The following is a 15,344-nucleotide window of genomic DNA, read 5'->3' as shown; positions in this document are numbered from 1 at the left end:
ATAAGCTGCGCTGGTGTGCATCAAGTGGTCAGTGTACGCAGCAGGTTCTTGTAGTCCTCGCGGATGTCCGCGTCGGATTCCTTAAGCTCGTTGATCTTGCGGCAGGCGTGCAAAACAGTGGTGTGGTCACGGCCGCCAAACACATCGCCGATTTCCGGCAGGCTGTGGTTAGTCAACTCTTTGGACAACGCCATTGCAACCTGACGCGGACGTGCGACCGAGCGTGAGCGACGCTTGGACAGCAGGTCAGAGATCTTGATCTTGTAGTACTCGGCGACAGTGCGCTGAATGTTATCCACAGAGACCAATTTGTCTTGCAGCGCCAACAAGTCTTTCAGGGATTCGCGAATCAGCTCGATGGTGATGTCGCGGCCCATGAAGTGCGAGTGGGCGATCACGCGTTTCAGCGCGCCTTCCAGCTCACGGACGTTGGAGCGAATGCGTTGGGCAATGAAGAACGCGGCGTCATGAGGCAGATCGACTTTGGCCTGGTCGGCCTTTTTCATCAAGATCGCGACGCGGGTTTCCAGCTCCGGCGGCTCGACGGCAACCGTCAGGCCCCAGCCGAAGCGTGACTTGAGACGCTCTTCAAGGCCTTCGATTTCTTTCGGGTAGCGGTCACTGGTGAGAATGACCTGCTGGCCACCTTCAAGCAGGGCGTTGAAGGTGTGGAAAAACTCTTCCTGGGACCGTTCCTTGCGGGCGAAGAATTGAATGTCATCGATGAGCAACGCATCCACTGATCGGTAGAAGCGCTTGAACTCGTTGATCGCATTCAGTTGCAGCGCCTTGACCATATCGGCCACGAAACGCTCGGAATGCAGGTACACGACCTTGGCATTCGGGTTCTTCTTTAATAGGTGGTTACCCACAGCGTGCATCAAGTGGGTCTTACCCAAACCAACGCCTCCATAAAGGAAGAGTGGGTTGTAGCCGTGCTTCGGATTGTCCGCCACCTGCCAGGCCGCCGCCCGGGCCAGTTGGTTGGACTTACCTTCGACAAAATTTTCAAAGGTAAAGGTGCGGTTCAGGTAACTGGTGTGCTTGAGCGCGCCTTCGACTTGCACGGTGCGCTGCTCGGAGCGCACCGGAGCTTGCTGCGAGCTGGCGCCGGCCATTGGGTCGAAGCTGTCGCGGGACGGCTCTTCATTGATCTCGGCCACTTTTTGCGTTGCACGTTTGGTCGGTGCGCTGGCAGTCGGCGCTGGCGCCGGAGCGCTAACGGGTGCTTGAGCAGCCTGTGCCTGAGACGCAGCGGCAGCCAACGGCGCATTCGGTGCAGCGCGCGGTGCCGAACTGCGTTTGCTGCCTATTAATAAGGACAGCACCGGCGCCATGCCGTTGCCGTGCTCATCCAGCAGTTCGAGAACGCGGCCCAGATACTTTTCGTTGACCCAGTCGAGAACAAAGCGATTCGGTGCGTAGACACGCAACTCGTCGCCTTCGGCTTCGACCTGTAGTGGACGGATCCAAGTGTTGAATTGTTGGGCAGGCAGCTCTTCGCGCAAAAGCTCTACGCACTGCTGCCAAAGTTCCACTGACACGGATATCCCCTAAGTTGAAAGCCGGTGAGGCAAAAACAAGCGGCCATTGTAGCGACCAGACGCCGACTTATCCACACGTAGGTGGATCACTGACCAAGAACAATCAACGCTTTATACGCAAAAAACACGACGAGCGGTCTGTGTATAAGCTCTGTGGATAACCGGGTCTAAGGTCGTTGCACAAGTAGGGGGGAAACTCGGTGGATAACCAGCCTGTGGATAACAGGCCTTTTCACCCACAGGTTATCCGACAGCGCAGCACAGGCTGCCCCCTGTTTTCCACCGTAGTTGTCATTCTCTGTACAGCGCGGAATAGAAGGCTTGAAGTGAGTTATCCACAGATGATCGCCTGCCTAGCTTTTATAAGCTTTACAGAAAAGCTTTAAATAATTCCTTTCTTATTTCTATTTCTAACGGCGGGTTATTCACGAGCAAAACCTCTGGAGATCTATTTATAAGGAAACGTTGGTTGGAAATTGACCTAGAGGCTTGCTTTCTCTAGAATCCCCGGTCTCTTAAAACGGGGGCCATTCCGGCCCGTTGTGGACGAACCAGGTAACACGACAATGAAACGTACTTTCCAACCAAGCACTATCAAACGCGCTCGTACCCACGGTTTCCGTGCTCGCATGGCTACCAAGAACGGTCGTGCCGTCCTGTCGCGTCGTCGCGCCAAAGGTCGTGCGCGTCTGGCAGTTTGATAATCCGGCACTGGAGGTGAGTCAGGACTTCAGTCGGGAAAAGCGCCTGCTTACTCCCCGGCATTTCAAGGCAGTCTTTGACTCCCCTACCGGCAAGGTTCCGGGGAAAAATCTCCTGCTCCTTGCGCGCAACAACGATCTTGATCACCCCCGTCTCGGGTTGGTTATCGGGAAAAAGAGCGTAAAGCTCTCCGTCGAGCGCAATCGCCTCAAACGTCTGATGCGCGAATCGTTCCGTCTGCACCAGGATTCCCTGGTCGGCTGGGACATTGTTATCGTCGCGCGCAAAGGTTTGGGTGACGTAGGAAACCCCGAATTGATTCAGCATTTCGGCAAACTCTGGAAGCGTCTGGCACGCAGCACGCCGGTACCAGCAGTCAAAACCGAAACTGTAGGGGTAGACAGTCCCGATGCGTAAACTGGCACTCGTTCCGATCCAGTTTTATCGCTATGCCATTAGTCCTCTGATGGCCAGTCACTGTCGCTTCTACCCCAGTTGTTCCTGCTACGCGTATGAAGCCATAGAAAATCATGGCCTTCTGCGCGGTGGCTGGCTGACCTTTCGTCGTTTAGGTCGCTGTCATCCGTGGAATCCCGGTGGTTATGACCCGGTTCCATCTATCCCTACCTCCCGTTCTTCTTCGATGGCCGAGTAATCATGGATATCAAACGCACGATCCTGATCGTCGCCCTGGCAATCGTGTCCTACGTTATGGTTCTTAAATGGAACCAGGACTATGGCCAAGCTGCCCTGCCGACTCAGAATGTTGCTTCCAGTACTACCGCACCGGGTCTACCGGATACGGCAACTGGCAATAATGCTTCTGTCAGTGACGACATTCCACGCGCCGCAAGCGATACCAGCGCCACTGCACCTGCTGAAACACCAGTAGCTGCAAGCAAAGACCTCATCCAGATCAAAACGGATGTGCTCAACCTGGCCGTCGATCCACAGGGTGGTGATGTTGCCCAGCTGACGCTGCCGCTGTATCCACGTCGCCAGGACCATCCGGATATCCCGTTCCAGTTGTTCGATAACGGCAACGAGCGGACTTATCTGGCTCAGAGCGGTTTGATCGGCACTGATGGTCCGGATGCAAGTCCTGCCGGTCGTCCGGTTTGGTCCTCGGAGAAGAAGGTTTACCAACTGGCTGACGGTCAGGACCAATTGGTCGTAGACCTGAAGTTCAGCAAGGACGGCGTCAACTACATCAAGCGTTTCACTCTGAAACGTGGCAAATACGATGTAGAAGTTTCCTACTTGATCGACAACGAAAGCGCCAAGCCTTGGTCGGGTGCGATGTTCGCCCAACTGAAGCGTGATGCCAGCTCCGATCCTTCTTCCAGCACTGCCACCGGCACCGCGACTTATCTGGGCGCAGCCCTGTGGACAAGTAACGAGCCGTACAAGAAAGTGTCGATGAAGGACATGGACAAGGCTCAGCTGAAAGAAACCGTAAACGGTGGTTGGGTTGCCTGGTTGCAACACTACTTCGTGACTGCGTGGATTCCGGCGAAGGGCGAAAACAATGTCGTCCAGACCCGTAAAGACAGCAAAGGCAACTACATCATCGGCTACACCGCCCCGGCAATCACTGTTGCGCCAGGTGCGAAAGCTGAAGTCAGCGCTGTTCTGTACGCCGGCCCGAAAAGCCAGGCTGTACTGAAAGAGTTGTCCCCAGGTCTGGAATTGACCGTCGACTACGGCATTCTGTGGTTCATTGCCCAGCCAATCTTCTGGCTGTTGCAACACATCCACGCGCTGGTCGGTAACTGGGGCTGGTCGATCATCTTCCTGACCATGCTGATCAAAGGGATTTTCTTCCCTCTGTCGGCCGCCAGCTACAAATCCATGGCGCGCATGCGTGCAGTGGCACCGAAACTGGCCGCGCTGAAAGAGCAACATGGCGATGACCGGCAGAAAATGTCGCAAGCCATGATGGAGCTGTACAAGAAAGAGAAGATCAATCCGCTGGGTGGTTGCTTGCCAATCCTCGTGCAGATGCCGGTATTCCTTTCGCTGTACTGGGTTCTGCTGGAAAGCGTTGAAATGCGTCAAGCGCCGTTCATGCTGTGGATCACCGACCTGTCGATCAAGGATCCGTTCTTCATTCTGCCGATCATCATGGGTGCAACCATGTTTATCCAGCAGCAGTTGAACCCGACACCTCCGGACCCGATGCAGGCCAAGGTGATGAAGCTGATGCCAATCATCTTCACCTTCTTCTTCTTGTGGTTCCCGGCTGGTCTGGTGCTGTACTGGGTAGTGAACAACTGCCTGTCCATCGCCCAACAGTGGTACATCACACGTAAAATCGAAGCGGCTGCCAAAGCAGCTGCCTGATTTACACTGTAGATAACCACTCAAAACGCCCCCTAGTGGGGCGTTTTGCTATCTGTCACTTTTGTCTGGATTCCGGTTTATGAGCACTCCTCGTGAAACCATCGCAGCCGTTGCAACCGCTCAAGGTCGCGGCGGCGTGGGCATCGTTCGAATTTCCGGGCCATTGGCGAGCCTTGCGGCCAAGGCCATCAGCGGTCGGGACCTGAAACCCCGGTTTGCCCATTACGGCCCGTTCCTCAGTGAAAACGATGAGGTGCTGGACGAAGGCATCGCGTTGTATTTCCCGGGACCGAACTCCTTCACCGGCGAAGACGTGCTTGAGCTGCAGGGTCATGGCGGGCCGATCGTTCTGGATATGTTGCTCAAACGTTGCCTGGAACTGGGCTGCCGTCTTGCTCGTCCTGGCGAATTCAGTGAGCGCGCCTTCCTCAACGATAAACTCGACCTGGCTCAGGCTGAAGCCATCGCCGACTTGATTGAGGCAAGTTCTGCACAAGCTGCGCGAAATGCACTGCGTTCTTTGCAAGGCGCCTTTTCCCAGCGTGTGCATAACCTCACCGAGCAACTGATAGGCCTGCGCATCTATGTCGAGGCGGCCATCGACTTTCCAGAGGAAGAAATCGACTTCCTTGCCGATGGTCATGTATTGGCCATGCTCGACAAAGTGCGCGATGAACTGTCCACAGTGCTTCGCGAAGCCGGGCAAGGCGCCTTGCTGCGTGACGGTATGACAGTGGTGATTGCCGGTCGGCCGAATGCCGGTAAATCCAGCCTGTTGAATGCCTTGGCCGGTCGAGAAGCCGCGATCGTGACCGAAATTGCCGGTACAACCCGGGACATTCTTCGCGAACATATCCACATTGATGGCATGCCGCTGCACGTGGTTGATACCGCTGGTCTGCGAGATACCGACGATCACGTGGAAAAAATCGGTGTCGAACGGGCATTGAAAGCCATCGGCGAAGCGGATCGCGTGTTGCTGGTTGTCGATGCGACGGCTCCTGAAGCGTTGGACCCCTTCGCATTGTGGCCGGAATTCCTCGAAATCCGCCCCGATCCGGCGAAAGTCACGCTGATTCGTAACAAGGCTGATCTGACGGGCGAAGCCATTGCCCTGGAAGTCAGTGAGGATGGCCACGTCACCATCAGCCTGAGTGCCAAGTCTGCTGGCGAAGGCCTGGAGTTACTGCGCGACCACCTCAAGGCCTGCATGGGTTACGAGCAAACGTCAGAAAGCAGCTTCAGCGCACGCAGGCGCCACCTTGAGGCGCTGCGTCATGCCAGCGCATCCCTTGAGCATGGCCGCGTGCAATTGACCCTGGCAGGTGCCGGTGAGTTATTGGCCGAGGATTTGCGTCAGGCTCAGCACTCGCTAGGTGAAATCACCGGTGCATTCAGCTCGGATGACCTGTTGGGACGAATCTTTTCCAGCTTCTGTATCGGTAAATAACCCTTCAGTTGTCCACAGACAGGCCATTCGTGCCTGTCTGTTTCCTCTTTTTTGATAAATCTTCCCTCAGTGCCGAGCAGATAATTTCTGGTTGAGCGGTTTTCCTTCGACCGAAATTTACCCGATGAGCGCTTTTCTGTGGATTAAGCCCTGTGAATAACTGCCACTAAGGGCAGTTGATAACAGGGCCTCAAAACTGAAGATAACCGCCTCTGTGGATAACCACCCCTTTCATCCACAGGCTTAAACCGGTTATCCAAGGGCCTCGTTGGCACATGACCACAGGGTTTTGAATCTCTGTACATATTGATAATAAAGGGCTGTAGCAATCTATCCACAGAAATGTGCCTCAGTAGAAATAAACATAAAAACAAAGATTTAATAAATTTCTCTCTTTTTAATTTCTATAACCCCGACTTCTCCACAGCTGGTTAAATTTTGTGCAAAGGGTTCTTTAGGAAGGACGAAGTCCCTATACTTGCCGACCAGGTCCAGAAACCTGAGCTCAAACTATTCCTGATTACCTAACTGAAGCAGGCACGAGGTGCGTGGTGGATTTCCCTTCCCGTTTTGAAGTGATCGTCATCGGCGGCGGTCATGCCGGTACCGAGGCAGCACTGGCCTCAGCACGTATGGGTGCAAAAACCCTGTTGCTGACGCATAACGTGGAAACCCTCGGAGCAATGAGTTGCAACCCCGCCATTGGTGGGATCGGTAAAAGTCATCTGGTGAAAGAAATCGACGCCCTTGGTGGCGCGATGGCCATGGCTACCGACAAAGGTGGTATTCAATTTCGCGTGTTGAACAGCCGCAAAGGTCCGGCCGTGCGTGCAACTCGCGCTCAGGCGGACCGGGTTCTCTACAAAGCCGCTGTCCGCGAAGCATTGGAAAACCAGCCGAACCTGTGGATATTTCAGCAGGCCGCTGACGACTTGATCGTCGAGCAGGAACAAGTGCGTGGTGTTGTCACCCAAATGGGCCTGCGTTTCTTCGCGGACTCCGTGGTGTTGACCACTGGCACCTTCCTCGGCGGACTTATCCACATCGGAATGCAGAATTACTCCGGCGGTCGTGCCGGTGATCCGCCTTCGATTGCCCTGGCTCACCGTCTGCGTGAATTGCCACTGCGTGTAGGTCGTCTGAAAACCGGTACGCCACCACGGATCGACGGTCGTTCTGTGGATTTCTCGGTCATGACCGAGCAAGCTGGCGATACACCGATCCCGGTGATGTCGTTCATGGGGTCCAAAGAGCAGCATCCGAAACAGGTGAGCTGCTGGATTACCCACACGAATGCCCGGACTCACGAAATTATTGCCTCCAACCTTGATCGTTCGCCGATGTATTCCGGCGTGATCGAAGGCATCGGCCCGCGTTATTGCCCGTCGATCGAAGACAAGATCCACCGCTTTGCCGACAAGGAAAGCCATCAGGTCTTTATCGAGCCGGAAGGTCTGACCACTCACGAGCTGTATCCGAACGGGATATCCACCTCCTTGCCGTTCGACGTGCAATTGCAGATCGTGCAATCGATCCGTGGCATGGAAAACGCGCACATCGTTCGTCCTGGTTACGCCATCGAGTACGACTACTTCGATCCGCGTGACCTGAAGTACAGCCTGGAAACCAAAGTTATCGGCGGCCTGTTTTTCGCCGGGCAAATCAATGGCACCACCGGTTACGAAGAAGCTGGCGCCCAAGGTTTGCTGGCCGGCGCCAACGCTGCACTGCGCGCACAAGGCAAAGATGCCTGGTGCCCGCGTCGCGACGAGGCGTACATCGGCGTGTTGGTCGACGACCTGATTACGCTCGGTACTCAAGAGCCGTACCGGATGTTTACCTCCCGTGCCGAGTACCGCCTGATCCTGCGCGAAGACAACGCGGACCTGCGCTTGACCGAAAAAGGTCGCGAACTGGGTCTGGTCGATGACGCGCGTTGGGCAGCGTTCTGCACGAAACGCGAAAGCATCGAACTGGAAGAACAGCGTCTGAAAAGTACCTGGGTTCGCCCTGGGACCGAGCAGGGCGATGCGATTTCCGAAAAGTTCGGCACACCGCTGACCCATGAATACAATTTGCTCAACCTCTTGAGCCGTCCGGAAATCGACTACGCTGGCCTGATCGCCGTGACTGGCGGGGGCGCAGAAGATCCACAGGTCGCCGAACAGGTTGAAATCAAGACCAAGTACGCCGGTTACATCGACCGTCAACAGGATGAAATCGCACGCCTGCGGGCCAGCGAAGATACAAAACTGCCTGTGGATATCGATTACACAAACATTTCCGGCCTCTCCAAAGAGATCCAGAGCAAGCTCGGCGCGACCCGTCCAGAAACTTTGGGCCAGGCGTCACGTATCCCGGGCGTAACCCCGGCAGCCATTTCGCTGTTGATGATTCATTTGAAAAAACGCGGCGCGGGCCGTCAGTTGGAGCAAAGCGCTTGAGTTCGTTGGTTACCTCGCAACACGCCGAAGAGTTATCCACAGGTGCTCGCCAGCTCGGTGTCACACTGACAGAAACCCAGCACGCGCAGCTGCTGGGTTATCTGGCCCTGTTGATCAAATGGAACAAGGCCTACAACCTGACCGCCGTGCGCGATCCGGACGAAATGGTCTCTCGCCACCTGCTCGATAGTTTGAGCGTCATGTCGTTCATCGAAAACGGTCGCTGGCTGGACGTTGGCAGCGGTGGCGGCATGCCTGGCATTCCGATGGCCATCCTGTTTCCAGAGTCCCAAGTGACTTGCCTGGACAGCAACGGCAAGAAAACCCGCTTCCTGACCCAGGTCAAACTCGAACTCAAACTGGATAACCTGCAAGTTATCCACAGTCGCGTCGAAGCCTTCCAGCCTGCACAGCCATTCAACGGGATCATTTCCCGGGCGTTCAGCAGTATGGAGAACTTCAGCAACTGGACTCGCCATCTTGGCGACGCCGATACACGCTGGCTGGCAATGAAGGGCGTTCATCCGGCCGATGAGCTGGTAGCATTGCCGGCAGACTTCCACCTCGATAGCGAACACGCCCTGGCCGTACCTGGTTGCCAAGGCCAACGCCATCTGCTGATACTGCGCCGCACGGCATGATTGGGAACACAAGCAAGAATGGCTAAGGTATTCGCGATTGCGAACCAAAAGGGTGGTGTGGGTAAAACCACCACCTGCATCAACCTCGCAGCTTCCCTGGTCGCTACCAAGCGTCGGGTACTGCTGATCGATCTCGATCCACAGGGCAACGCCACCATGGGTAGCGGTGTGGATAAACACGGTCTGGAAAACTCGGTCTACGACTTGCTGATCGGTGAATGCGACCTGGCCCAGGCCATGCATTTCTCCGAACACGGTGGTTACCAGTTGTTGCCGGCTAACCGTGACCTGACGGCGGCTGAAGTGGTTCTGCTGGAAATGCAGATGAAGGAAAGCCGCCTGCGCAGTGCATTGGCGCCGATCCGTGAAAACTACGATTACATTTTGATCGACTGCCCACCGTCGTTGTCGATGCTGACGCTGAACGCACTGGTTGCTGCCGATGGGGTAATTATCCCCATGCAGTGCGAGTACTTTGCGTTGGAAGGTCTGAGTGACCTTGTGGATAACATCAAGCGCATCGCCGAACTGCTGAACCCGAACCTGAAAGTCGAAGGCCTGTTGCGGACCATGTACGACCCGCGTCTGAGCCTGATGAACGATGTGTCTGCACAGCTCAAGGAACACTTCGGCGAGCAGCTCTACGACACCGTGATTCCGCGCAACATCCGCCTGGCCGAAGCGCCTAGTTATGGGATGCCGGCATTGGCGTACGACAAGTCATCACGGGGCGCCATTGCCTATCTGGCTTTGGCGGGCGAGATGGTTCGTCGTCAACGCAAAAACTCACGCACCGCCGCTGCTCAGGCAACTTAAGGAATCCCCATGGCCGTCAAGAAACGAGGTCTCGGACGTGGACTGGATGCACTGCTGAGTGGTCCGACTGTCAGCTCGCTGGAAGAACAAGCGGTGCAAGCCGACCAGCGTGAGCTGCAGCATCTTCCCCTGGACCTGATCCAGCGGGGCAAGTACCAACCCCGTCGGGATATGGATCCTCAAGCGCTGGAAGAATTGGCGCAGTCGATCAAGGCCCAAGGGGTTATGCAGCCGATCGTGGTCCGCCCGATCGGTAGCGGTCGCTTCGAGATCATCGCCGGTGAACGCCGCTGGCGCGCAAGCCAGCAGGCTGGCCAGGAAACCATCCCGGCGATGGTTCGCGATGTACCGGATGAAACGGCCATCGCGATGGCGCTGATCGAGAATATCCAGCGTGAAGACCTCAATCCGATCGAAGAAGCGGTGGCGTTGCAGCGTTTGCAGCAGGAATTCCAGCTGACTCAGCAACAGGTTGCCGAAGCAGTGGGCAAATCCCGCGTGACCGTGGCCAACCTGCTACGCTTGATCGCGTTGCCGGAAGTTATCAAAACCATGCTGTCGCACGGTGACCTGGAAATGGGTCATGCGCGTGCTTTGCTCGGCTTACCGGAGAATCAACAGGTAGAAGGGGCGCGACACGTTGTCGCACGGGGGCTGACTGTGCGCCAGACTGAAGCACTGGTTCGCCAGTGGTTGAGTGGCAAACAGGAGCCTGCTGAACCGGTAAAACCGGACCCGGATATAGCCCGACTTGAGCAGCGCCTGGCCGAACGCCTAGGCTCTGCGGTGCAGATTCGCCACGGTAAGAAGGGGAAGGGGCAGTTGGTTATTGGTTACAACTCCCTCGACGAGTTGCAGGGTGTGCTTGCACACATTCGTTGAAACATTTCCTCATGTAGCGTGAAGTCGGAAATCACTACCTGACAGTTGAATAGGGGCGGAACCGCCCCTATACTCTGCGCGCATTTTGTCGGCACAAATTATGCCAAGTTATTGAATTCTGGCAGCCGATCATTGGGGAGCAAAAACGATGGAGAGCCGCACGCCAAACCGCTTGCCGTTCCATCGCCTGGCAGTTTTTCCGGTCTTACTGGCTCAATTTGTCGTTTTGGTACTGGCCGCCTTGGCGCTCTGGTACTGGCATGGAGTCGTAGCCGGGTACTCAGGACTTTGCGGAGGCCTGATAGCCTTGCTTCCCAATGTTTATTTCGCTCACAGGGCATTTCGGTTTTCCGGCGCCCGAGCAGCTCAAGCCATCGTCCGGTCATTTTATGCCGGCGAGGCGGGCAAACTGATTTTGACGGCAGTGCTCTTTGCATTGACGTTTGCAGGTGTGAAGCCATTGGCGCCGTTAGCTGTATTCGGCGTCTTCGTGTTGACCCAACTGGTCAGCTGGTTCGCGCCCCTGCTGATGAGAACAAGACTTTCGAGACCTTAGGGCGTTTGAGGCAACCATGGCAGAGACAACCGCTTCGGGCTATATCCAGCATCACTTGCAGAACCTGACCTTCGGTCAGCACCCAACTGGCGGGTGGGGTTTTGCCCACACCGCAGCAGAAGCCAAAGAAATGGGCTTCTGGGCTTTCCACGTCGATACTCTCGGCTGGTCGGTCGCGTTGGGTCTGATCTTCGTTCTTCTTTTCCGCATGGCGGCAAAGAAGGCGACTTCCGGTCAGCCTGGCGGCTTGCAGAACTTCGTCGAGGTTCTGATCGAGTTCGTCGACAGCAGCGTGAAAGATACCTTTCACGGCCGTAATCCATTGATCGCACCATTGGCGCTGACGATTTTTGTCTGGGTGTTCCTGATGAACGCCGTCGACCTGGTACCGGTTGACTGGATTCCAAAAGTGGCAGCCATCATTACTGGCGACCCGCATCTGGTCTTCCGTGCTGTTCCGACCACTGACCCGAACGCGACCCTGGGTATGTCCCTGTCGGTGTTCGCGTTGATCATTTTCTACAGCATCAAGGTCAAGGGCATCGGCGGCTTCATCGGCGAACTGACCCTGCACCCTTTCGGCAGCAAGAACGTCTTCGTTCAAGCCCTGCTGATCCCGGTGAACTTCCTGCTGGAGTTCGTGACGCTGGTTGCCAAGCCTATCTCCCTGGCACTGCGTCTGTTCGGCAACATGTACGCCGGCGAACTGGTCTTCATTCTGATCGCTGTGATGTTCGGCAGCGGTCTGCTCTGGCTTAGCGGCCTGGGCGTAGTTCTGCAGTGGGCGTGGGCTGTGTTCCACATCCTGATCATCACCCTGCAGGCGTTTATCTTCATGATGCTGACCATCGTTTACCTGTCGATGGCGCACGAAGAGAACCATTAAGACCAGTCTCGACTAGTCTGATGTCCCACTCGGTCAAACGGGTGGGTGCCCTAACAGGGCTATGAAACGATTTGTTTTACCGCTTTAAAATCTAAAAAACCTAAACCATACGACGTAAAAGTCGGGAGGAAAGATGGAAACTGTAGTTGGTCTAACCGCTATCGCTGTTGCACTGTTGATCGGCCTGGGCGCACTGGGTACCGCAATTGGTTTCGGCCTGTTGGGCGGCAAGTTCCTGGAAGGCGCAGCGCGTCAGCCAGAAATGGTTCCAATGCTGCAAGTTAAAATGTTCATCGTTGCCGGTCTGCTCGACGCCGTAACCATGATCGGTGTTGGTATCGCTCTGTTCTTCACCTTCGCGAACCCATTCGTTGGTCAACTCGCTGGCTAATTACTCGAACCTTCGAGTAGTTGGTGTGATGTGTAACGAACGAGCGAGGTGTTGGCGTGAACATTAATGCAACCCTGATTGGCCAGTCCGTTGCGTTCTTCATTTTTGTACTGTTTTGCATGAAGTTCGTGTGGCCTCCGGTCATCGCGGCTTTGCACGAACGTCAGAAGAAGATTGCGGATGGACTGGACGCTGCCGCCCGAGCAGCTCGCGACCTGGAATTGGCCCAAGATAAAGCGGGTCAACAACTGCGCGAAGCTAAAACTCAGGCAGCCGAAATCATTGAGCAAGCCAAGAAACGCGGTAACCAGATCGTTGAAGAGGCTGTTGAAAAAGCCCGTATCGACGCTGACCGTGTGAAGGTTCAGGCTCAGGCCGAGATCGAACAGGAACTGAACAGTGTCAAAGACGCGCTGCGTGCCCAACTGGGTAGCCTGGCAGTCTCCGGCGCCGAGAAGATCCTGGGTTCCACAATCGATCAAAACGCGCACGCGGAGCTGGTAAACAAACTGGCTGCTGAAATTTAAGCGAGGGCGATCATGGCAGAATTGACCACGTTGGCCCGACCTTACGCTAAGGCAGCCTTCGAGCACGCCCAGGCCCACCAGCAACTGGCCTCTTGGTCAGCCATGCTCGGCCTGGCTGCAGCAGTGTCGCAAGACGACACCATGCAGCGCGTGCTCAAGGCCCCGCGACTGACGAGCGCAGACAAGGCCGCCACGTTTATTGACGTGTGCGGCGACAAGTTTGATGCCAAGGCACAGAACTTCATCAACGTCGTTGCCGAAAACGACCGTCTCCCGCTGTTGCCGGAGATATCCGCTCTGTTCGACCTGTACAAGGCCGAACAAGAGAAATCGGTAGACGTTGAAGTGACCAGTGCTTTTGCATTGAACCAAGAACAGCAAGACAAACTCGCCAAGGTTCTCAGTGCACGACTCAACCGGGAAGTGCGCCTGCAAGTCGAGGAAGACAAATCCCTTATTGGGGGCATTGTCATCCGCGCCGGCGACCTGGTTATCGATGGCTCGGTTCGCGGCAAACTCGCGAGCCTTGCCGAAGCATTGAAATCTTGAGTTTGAAGGGGCAGCAGAGCAATGCAGCAACTCAATCCTTCCGAAATAAGTGAAATTATCAAGGGCCGCATCGACAAACTCGATGTGACCTCCCAAGCCCGTAACGAAGGCACTGTCGTCAGCGTATCTGACGGTATCGTGCGGATTCACGGTCTGGCCGACGTCATGTACGGCGAGATGATCGAGTTTCCGGGCGGCGTCTTCGGTATGGCTCTCAACCTGGAGCAAGACTCTGTAGGTGCCGTTGTATTGGGCGCATACCAGTCTCTGGCTGAAGGCATGAGCGCCAAGTGCACCGGCCGCATCCTCGAAGTTCCGGTTGGTAAGGAACTGCTGGGTCGCGTAGTCGACGCACTGGGTAACCCGATTGATGGCAAAGGTCCGCTGAACAACACCTTGACCGATGCGGTCGAGAAAGTTGCTCCAGGCGTGATCTGGCGTAAGTCGGTAGACCAGCCTGTACAGACTGGCTACAAGGCTGTCGATGCCATGATCCCTGTCGGCCGTGGTCAGCGTGAGCTGATCATCGGTGACCGTCAGATCGGTAAAACCGCTCTGGCGATCGACGCGATCATCAACCAGAAAAACAGCGGAATCTTCTGCGTCTATGTAGCCATCGGTCAGAAACAATCGACCATCGCTAACATTGTTCGCAAGCTGGAAGAAAACGGCGCACTGGCTAACACCATTATCGTGGCAGCGAGCGCTTCGGAATCTGCAGCACTGCAATACCTGGCACCTTACGCCGGTTGCACCATGGGTGAATTCTTCCGCGACCGCGGTGAAGACGCGCTGATCGTTTATGACGATCTGTCCAAGCAAGCTGTGGCTTATCGCCAGATTTCCCTGCTGCTGCGCCGTCCACCAGGCCGTGAAGCTTACCCAGGCGACGTGTTCTATCTCCACTCCCGTCTGCTGGAGCGCGCATCCCGCGTTTCGGAAGAGTATGTAGAGAAGTTCACCAACGGCGCAGTGACCGGCAAAACCGGTTCCCTGACCGCGCTGCCGATCATCGAAACCCAGGCTGGCGACGTTTCCGCGTTCGTTCCGACCAACGTGATTTCCATCACTGACGGTCAGATCTTCCTGGAATCGGCCATTTTCAACTCCGGGATCCGTCCTGCAGTGAACGCCGGTGTTTCGGTATCCCGTGTGGGTGGTGCCGCTCAGACCAAGATCATCAAGAAGCTCTCCGGTGGTATCCGTACCGCTCTGGCTCAGTACCGTGAACTGGCGGCATTCGCCCAGTTTGCATCTGACCTGGACGAAGCGACCCGTAAGCAACTTGACCATGGTCAGCGCGTTACCGAGCTGATGAAGCAGAAGCAATACGCACCAATGTCGATTGCTGACATGGCGCTGTCGCTGTATGCCGCTGAGCGTGGGTTCCTGACTGACGTCGCGATCGCCAAGATCGGTAGCTTTGAACAAGCGCTGATTTCCTTCTTCAACCGCGATCACGCCGATTTGATGGCGAAGATCAACGTGAAGGGTGACTTCAATGACGAAATCGATGCAGGCATGAAAGCCGGTATTGAGAAGTTCAAGGCCACCCAAACCTGGTAAGCCGCAGCGGGAGCCGCAAGGCTCCCGCTTGCTAACCTGATAGGTGT

At 55.7% G+C, this 15,344-nt stretch carries 16 protein-coding genes; 15 read left to right on the top strand and 1 reads right to left on the bottom strand.

The window, feature by feature from the left end; genetic code table 11:
- Positions 1–20: 20 nt before the first annotated feature.
- Positions 21–1,544 (bottom strand): chromosomal replication initiator protein DnaA, encoded by a 1,524-nt coding sequence (gene dnaA / locus ACWGZX_RS14450; RefSeq protein WP_007948104.1) that lies wholly within the window; start codon positions 1,542–1,544, stop codon positions 21–23.
- Positions 1,545–2,110: 566 nt separating this feature from the next.
- On the opposite strand from dnaA, the gene rpmH reads away from it, so the two are divergent.
- From rpmH to atpA, 15 genes are all read left to right on the top strand, one after another.
- The gene (gene rpmH / locus ACWGZX_RS14445) at positions 2,111–2,245 is read left to right on the top strand and encodes a 50S ribosomal protein L34 (protein WP_003213577.1); all 135 of its coding nucleotides are present in this window, start codon (positions 2,111–2,113) and stop codon (positions 2,243–2,245) included.
- A gap of 16 nt (positions 2,246–2,261) precedes the next feature.
- Complete coding sequence (gene rnpA / locus ACWGZX_RS14440) at positions 2,262–2,663, top strand: ribonuclease P protein component (RefSeq protein ID WP_452629018.1); 402 nt, start codon at positions 2,262–2,264, stop codon at positions 2,661–2,663.
- Positions 2,656–2,901 (top strand): membrane protein insertion efficiency factor YidD, encoded by a 246-nt coding sequence (gene yidD, locus ACWGZX_RS14435; RefSeq protein WP_052966011.1) that lies wholly within the window; start codon positions 2,656–2,658, stop codon positions 2,899–2,901. The genes rnpA and yidD overlap by 8 nt, the downstream gene beginning before the upstream one ends.
- 2 nt (positions 2,902–2,903) lie before the next feature.
- Positions 2,904–4,589 (top strand): membrane protein insertase YidC, encoded by a 1,686-nt coding sequence (gene yidC, locus ACWGZX_RS14430; RefSeq protein WP_452628783.1) that lies wholly within the window; start codon positions 2,904–2,906, stop codon positions 4,587–4,589.
- Positions 4,590–4,668: 79 nt separating this feature from the next.
- Positions 4,669–6,039, top strand: coding sequence for a tRNA uridine-5-carboxymethylaminomethyl(34) synthesis GTPase MnmE (gene mnmE, locus ACWGZX_RS14425; protein WP_452628782.1), 1,371 nt, complete (start codon positions 4,669–4,671; stop codon positions 6,037–6,039).
- A gap of 551 nt (positions 6,040–6,590) precedes the next feature.
- On the top strand, positions 6,591–8,483 hold the full coding sequence (gene mnmG, locus ACWGZX_RS14420) for a tRNA uridine-5-carboxymethylaminomethyl(34) synthesis enzyme MnmG (RefSeq protein WP_223521378.1): 1,893 nt from the start codon (positions 6,591–6,593) through the stop codon (positions 8,481–8,483).
- The gene (gene rsmG / locus ACWGZX_RS14415; protein ID WP_223521377.1) at positions 8,480–9,124 is read left to right on the top strand and encodes a 16S rRNA (guanine(527)-N(7))-methyltransferase RsmG; all 645 of its coding nucleotides are present in this window, start codon (positions 8,480–8,482) and stop codon (positions 9,122–9,124) included. Before mnmG ends, rsmG begins: the two co-directional genes overlap by 4 nt.
- 18 nt (positions 9,125–9,142) lie before the next feature.
- Positions 9,143–9,940, top strand: coding sequence for a ParA family protein (locus ACWGZX_RS14410; RefSeq protein ID WP_007948095.1), 798 nt, complete (start codon positions 9,143–9,145; stop codon positions 9,938–9,940).
- Between the two features lie 9 nt (positions 9,941–9,949).
- The gene (locus tag ACWGZX_RS14405; RefSeq protein ID WP_008027541.1) at positions 9,950–10,822 is read left to right on the top strand and encodes a ParB/RepB/Spo0J family partition protein; all 873 of its coding nucleotides are present in this window, start codon (positions 9,950–9,952) and stop codon (positions 10,820–10,822) included.
- 148 nt (positions 10,823–10,970) lie between these two features.
- Complete coding sequence (locus tag ACWGZX_RS14400) at positions 10,971–11,378, top strand: F0F1 ATP synthase subunit I (RefSeq protein WP_007948092.1); 408 nt, start codon at positions 10,971–10,973, stop codon at positions 11,376–11,378.
- A gap of 16 nt (positions 11,379–11,394) precedes the next feature.
- The gene (atpB, locus tag ACWGZX_RS14395) at positions 11,395–12,264 is read left to right on the top strand and encodes a F0F1 ATP synthase subunit A (protein ID WP_223521376.1); all 870 of its coding nucleotides are present in this window, start codon (positions 11,395–11,397) and stop codon (positions 12,262–12,264) included.
- Between the two features lie 133 nt (positions 12,265–12,397).
- A complete protein-coding gene (atpE, locus tag ACWGZX_RS14390; RefSeq protein WP_002555987.1) occupies positions 12,398–12,655 on the top strand; it encodes a F0F1 ATP synthase subunit C in 258 nt (85 codons plus the stop codon).
- Positions 12,656–12,711: 56 nt separating this feature from the next.
- Positions 12,712–13,182, top strand: a complete 471-nt coding sequence (locus tag ACWGZX_RS14385) for a F0F1 ATP synthase subunit B (protein WP_223521375.1) — start codon at positions 12,712–12,714, stop codon at positions 13,180–13,182.
- 12 nt (positions 13,183–13,194) lie between these two features.
- Complete coding sequence (locus ACWGZX_RS14380) at positions 13,195–13,731, top strand: F0F1 ATP synthase subunit delta (protein WP_008027533.1); 537 nt, start codon at positions 13,195–13,197, stop codon at positions 13,729–13,731.
- Between the two features lie 21 nt (positions 13,732–13,752).
- Positions 13,753–15,297, top strand: coding sequence for a F0F1 ATP synthase subunit alpha (gene atpA, locus ACWGZX_RS14375; RefSeq protein ID WP_007948088.1), 1,545 nt, complete (start codon positions 13,753–13,755; stop codon positions 15,295–15,297).
- Positions 15,298–15,344 lie beyond the last annotated feature (47 nt).

The organism is Pseudomonas sp. CLCA07, from assembly GCF_053615335.1.
The sequence above is the reverse complement of the archived record's forward strand: the minus strand, read 5'-3'. Positions and strand labels throughout refer to the sequence as shown.

Excerpts from the sequence above, each read along its gene's own strand:
- rpmH (WP_003213577.1), top strand. The coding sequence starts at position 2,111 with ATGAAACGTACTTTCCAACCAAGCACTATCAAACGCGCTCGTACCCAC.
- yidD (WP_052966011.1), top strand. The coding sequence starts at position 2,656 with ATGCGTAAACTGGCACTCGTTCCGATCCAGTTTTATCGCTATGCCATT.
- yidC (WP_452628783.1), top strand. The coding sequence starts at position 2,904 with ATGGATATCAAACGCACGATCCTGATCGTCGCCCTGGCAATCGTGTCC.
- mnmE (WP_452628782.1), top strand. The coding sequence starts at position 4,669 with ATGAGCACTCCTCGTGAAACCATCGCAGCCGTTGCAACCGCTCAAGGT.
- ACWGZX_RS14410 (WP_007948095.1), top strand. The coding sequence starts at position 9,143 with ATGGCTAAGGTATTCGCGATTGCGAACCAAAAGGGTGGTGTGGGTAAA.
- ACWGZX_RS14405 (WP_008027541.1), top strand. The coding sequence starts at position 9,950 with ATGGCCGTCAAGAAACGAGGTCTCGGACGTGGACTGGATGCACTGCTG.
- ACWGZX_RS14400 (WP_007948092.1), top strand. The coding sequence starts at position 10,971 with ATGGAGAGCCGCACGCCAAACCGCTTGCCGTTCCATCGCCTGGCAGTT.
- atpB (WP_223521376.1), top strand. The coding sequence starts at position 11,395 with ATGGCAGAGACAACCGCTTCGGGCTATATCCAGCATCACTTGCAGAAC.
- atpE (WP_002555987.1), top strand. The coding sequence starts at position 12,398 with ATGGAAACTGTAGTTGGTCTAACCGCTATCGCTGTTGCACTGTTGATC.
- ACWGZX_RS14380 (WP_008027533.1), top strand. The coding sequence starts at position 13,195 with ATGGCAGAATTGACCACGTTGGCCCGACCTTACGCTAAGGCAGCCTTC.
- atpA (WP_007948088.1), top strand. The coding sequence starts at position 13,753 with ATGCAGCAACTCAATCCTTCCGAAATAAGTGAAATTATCAAGGGCCGC.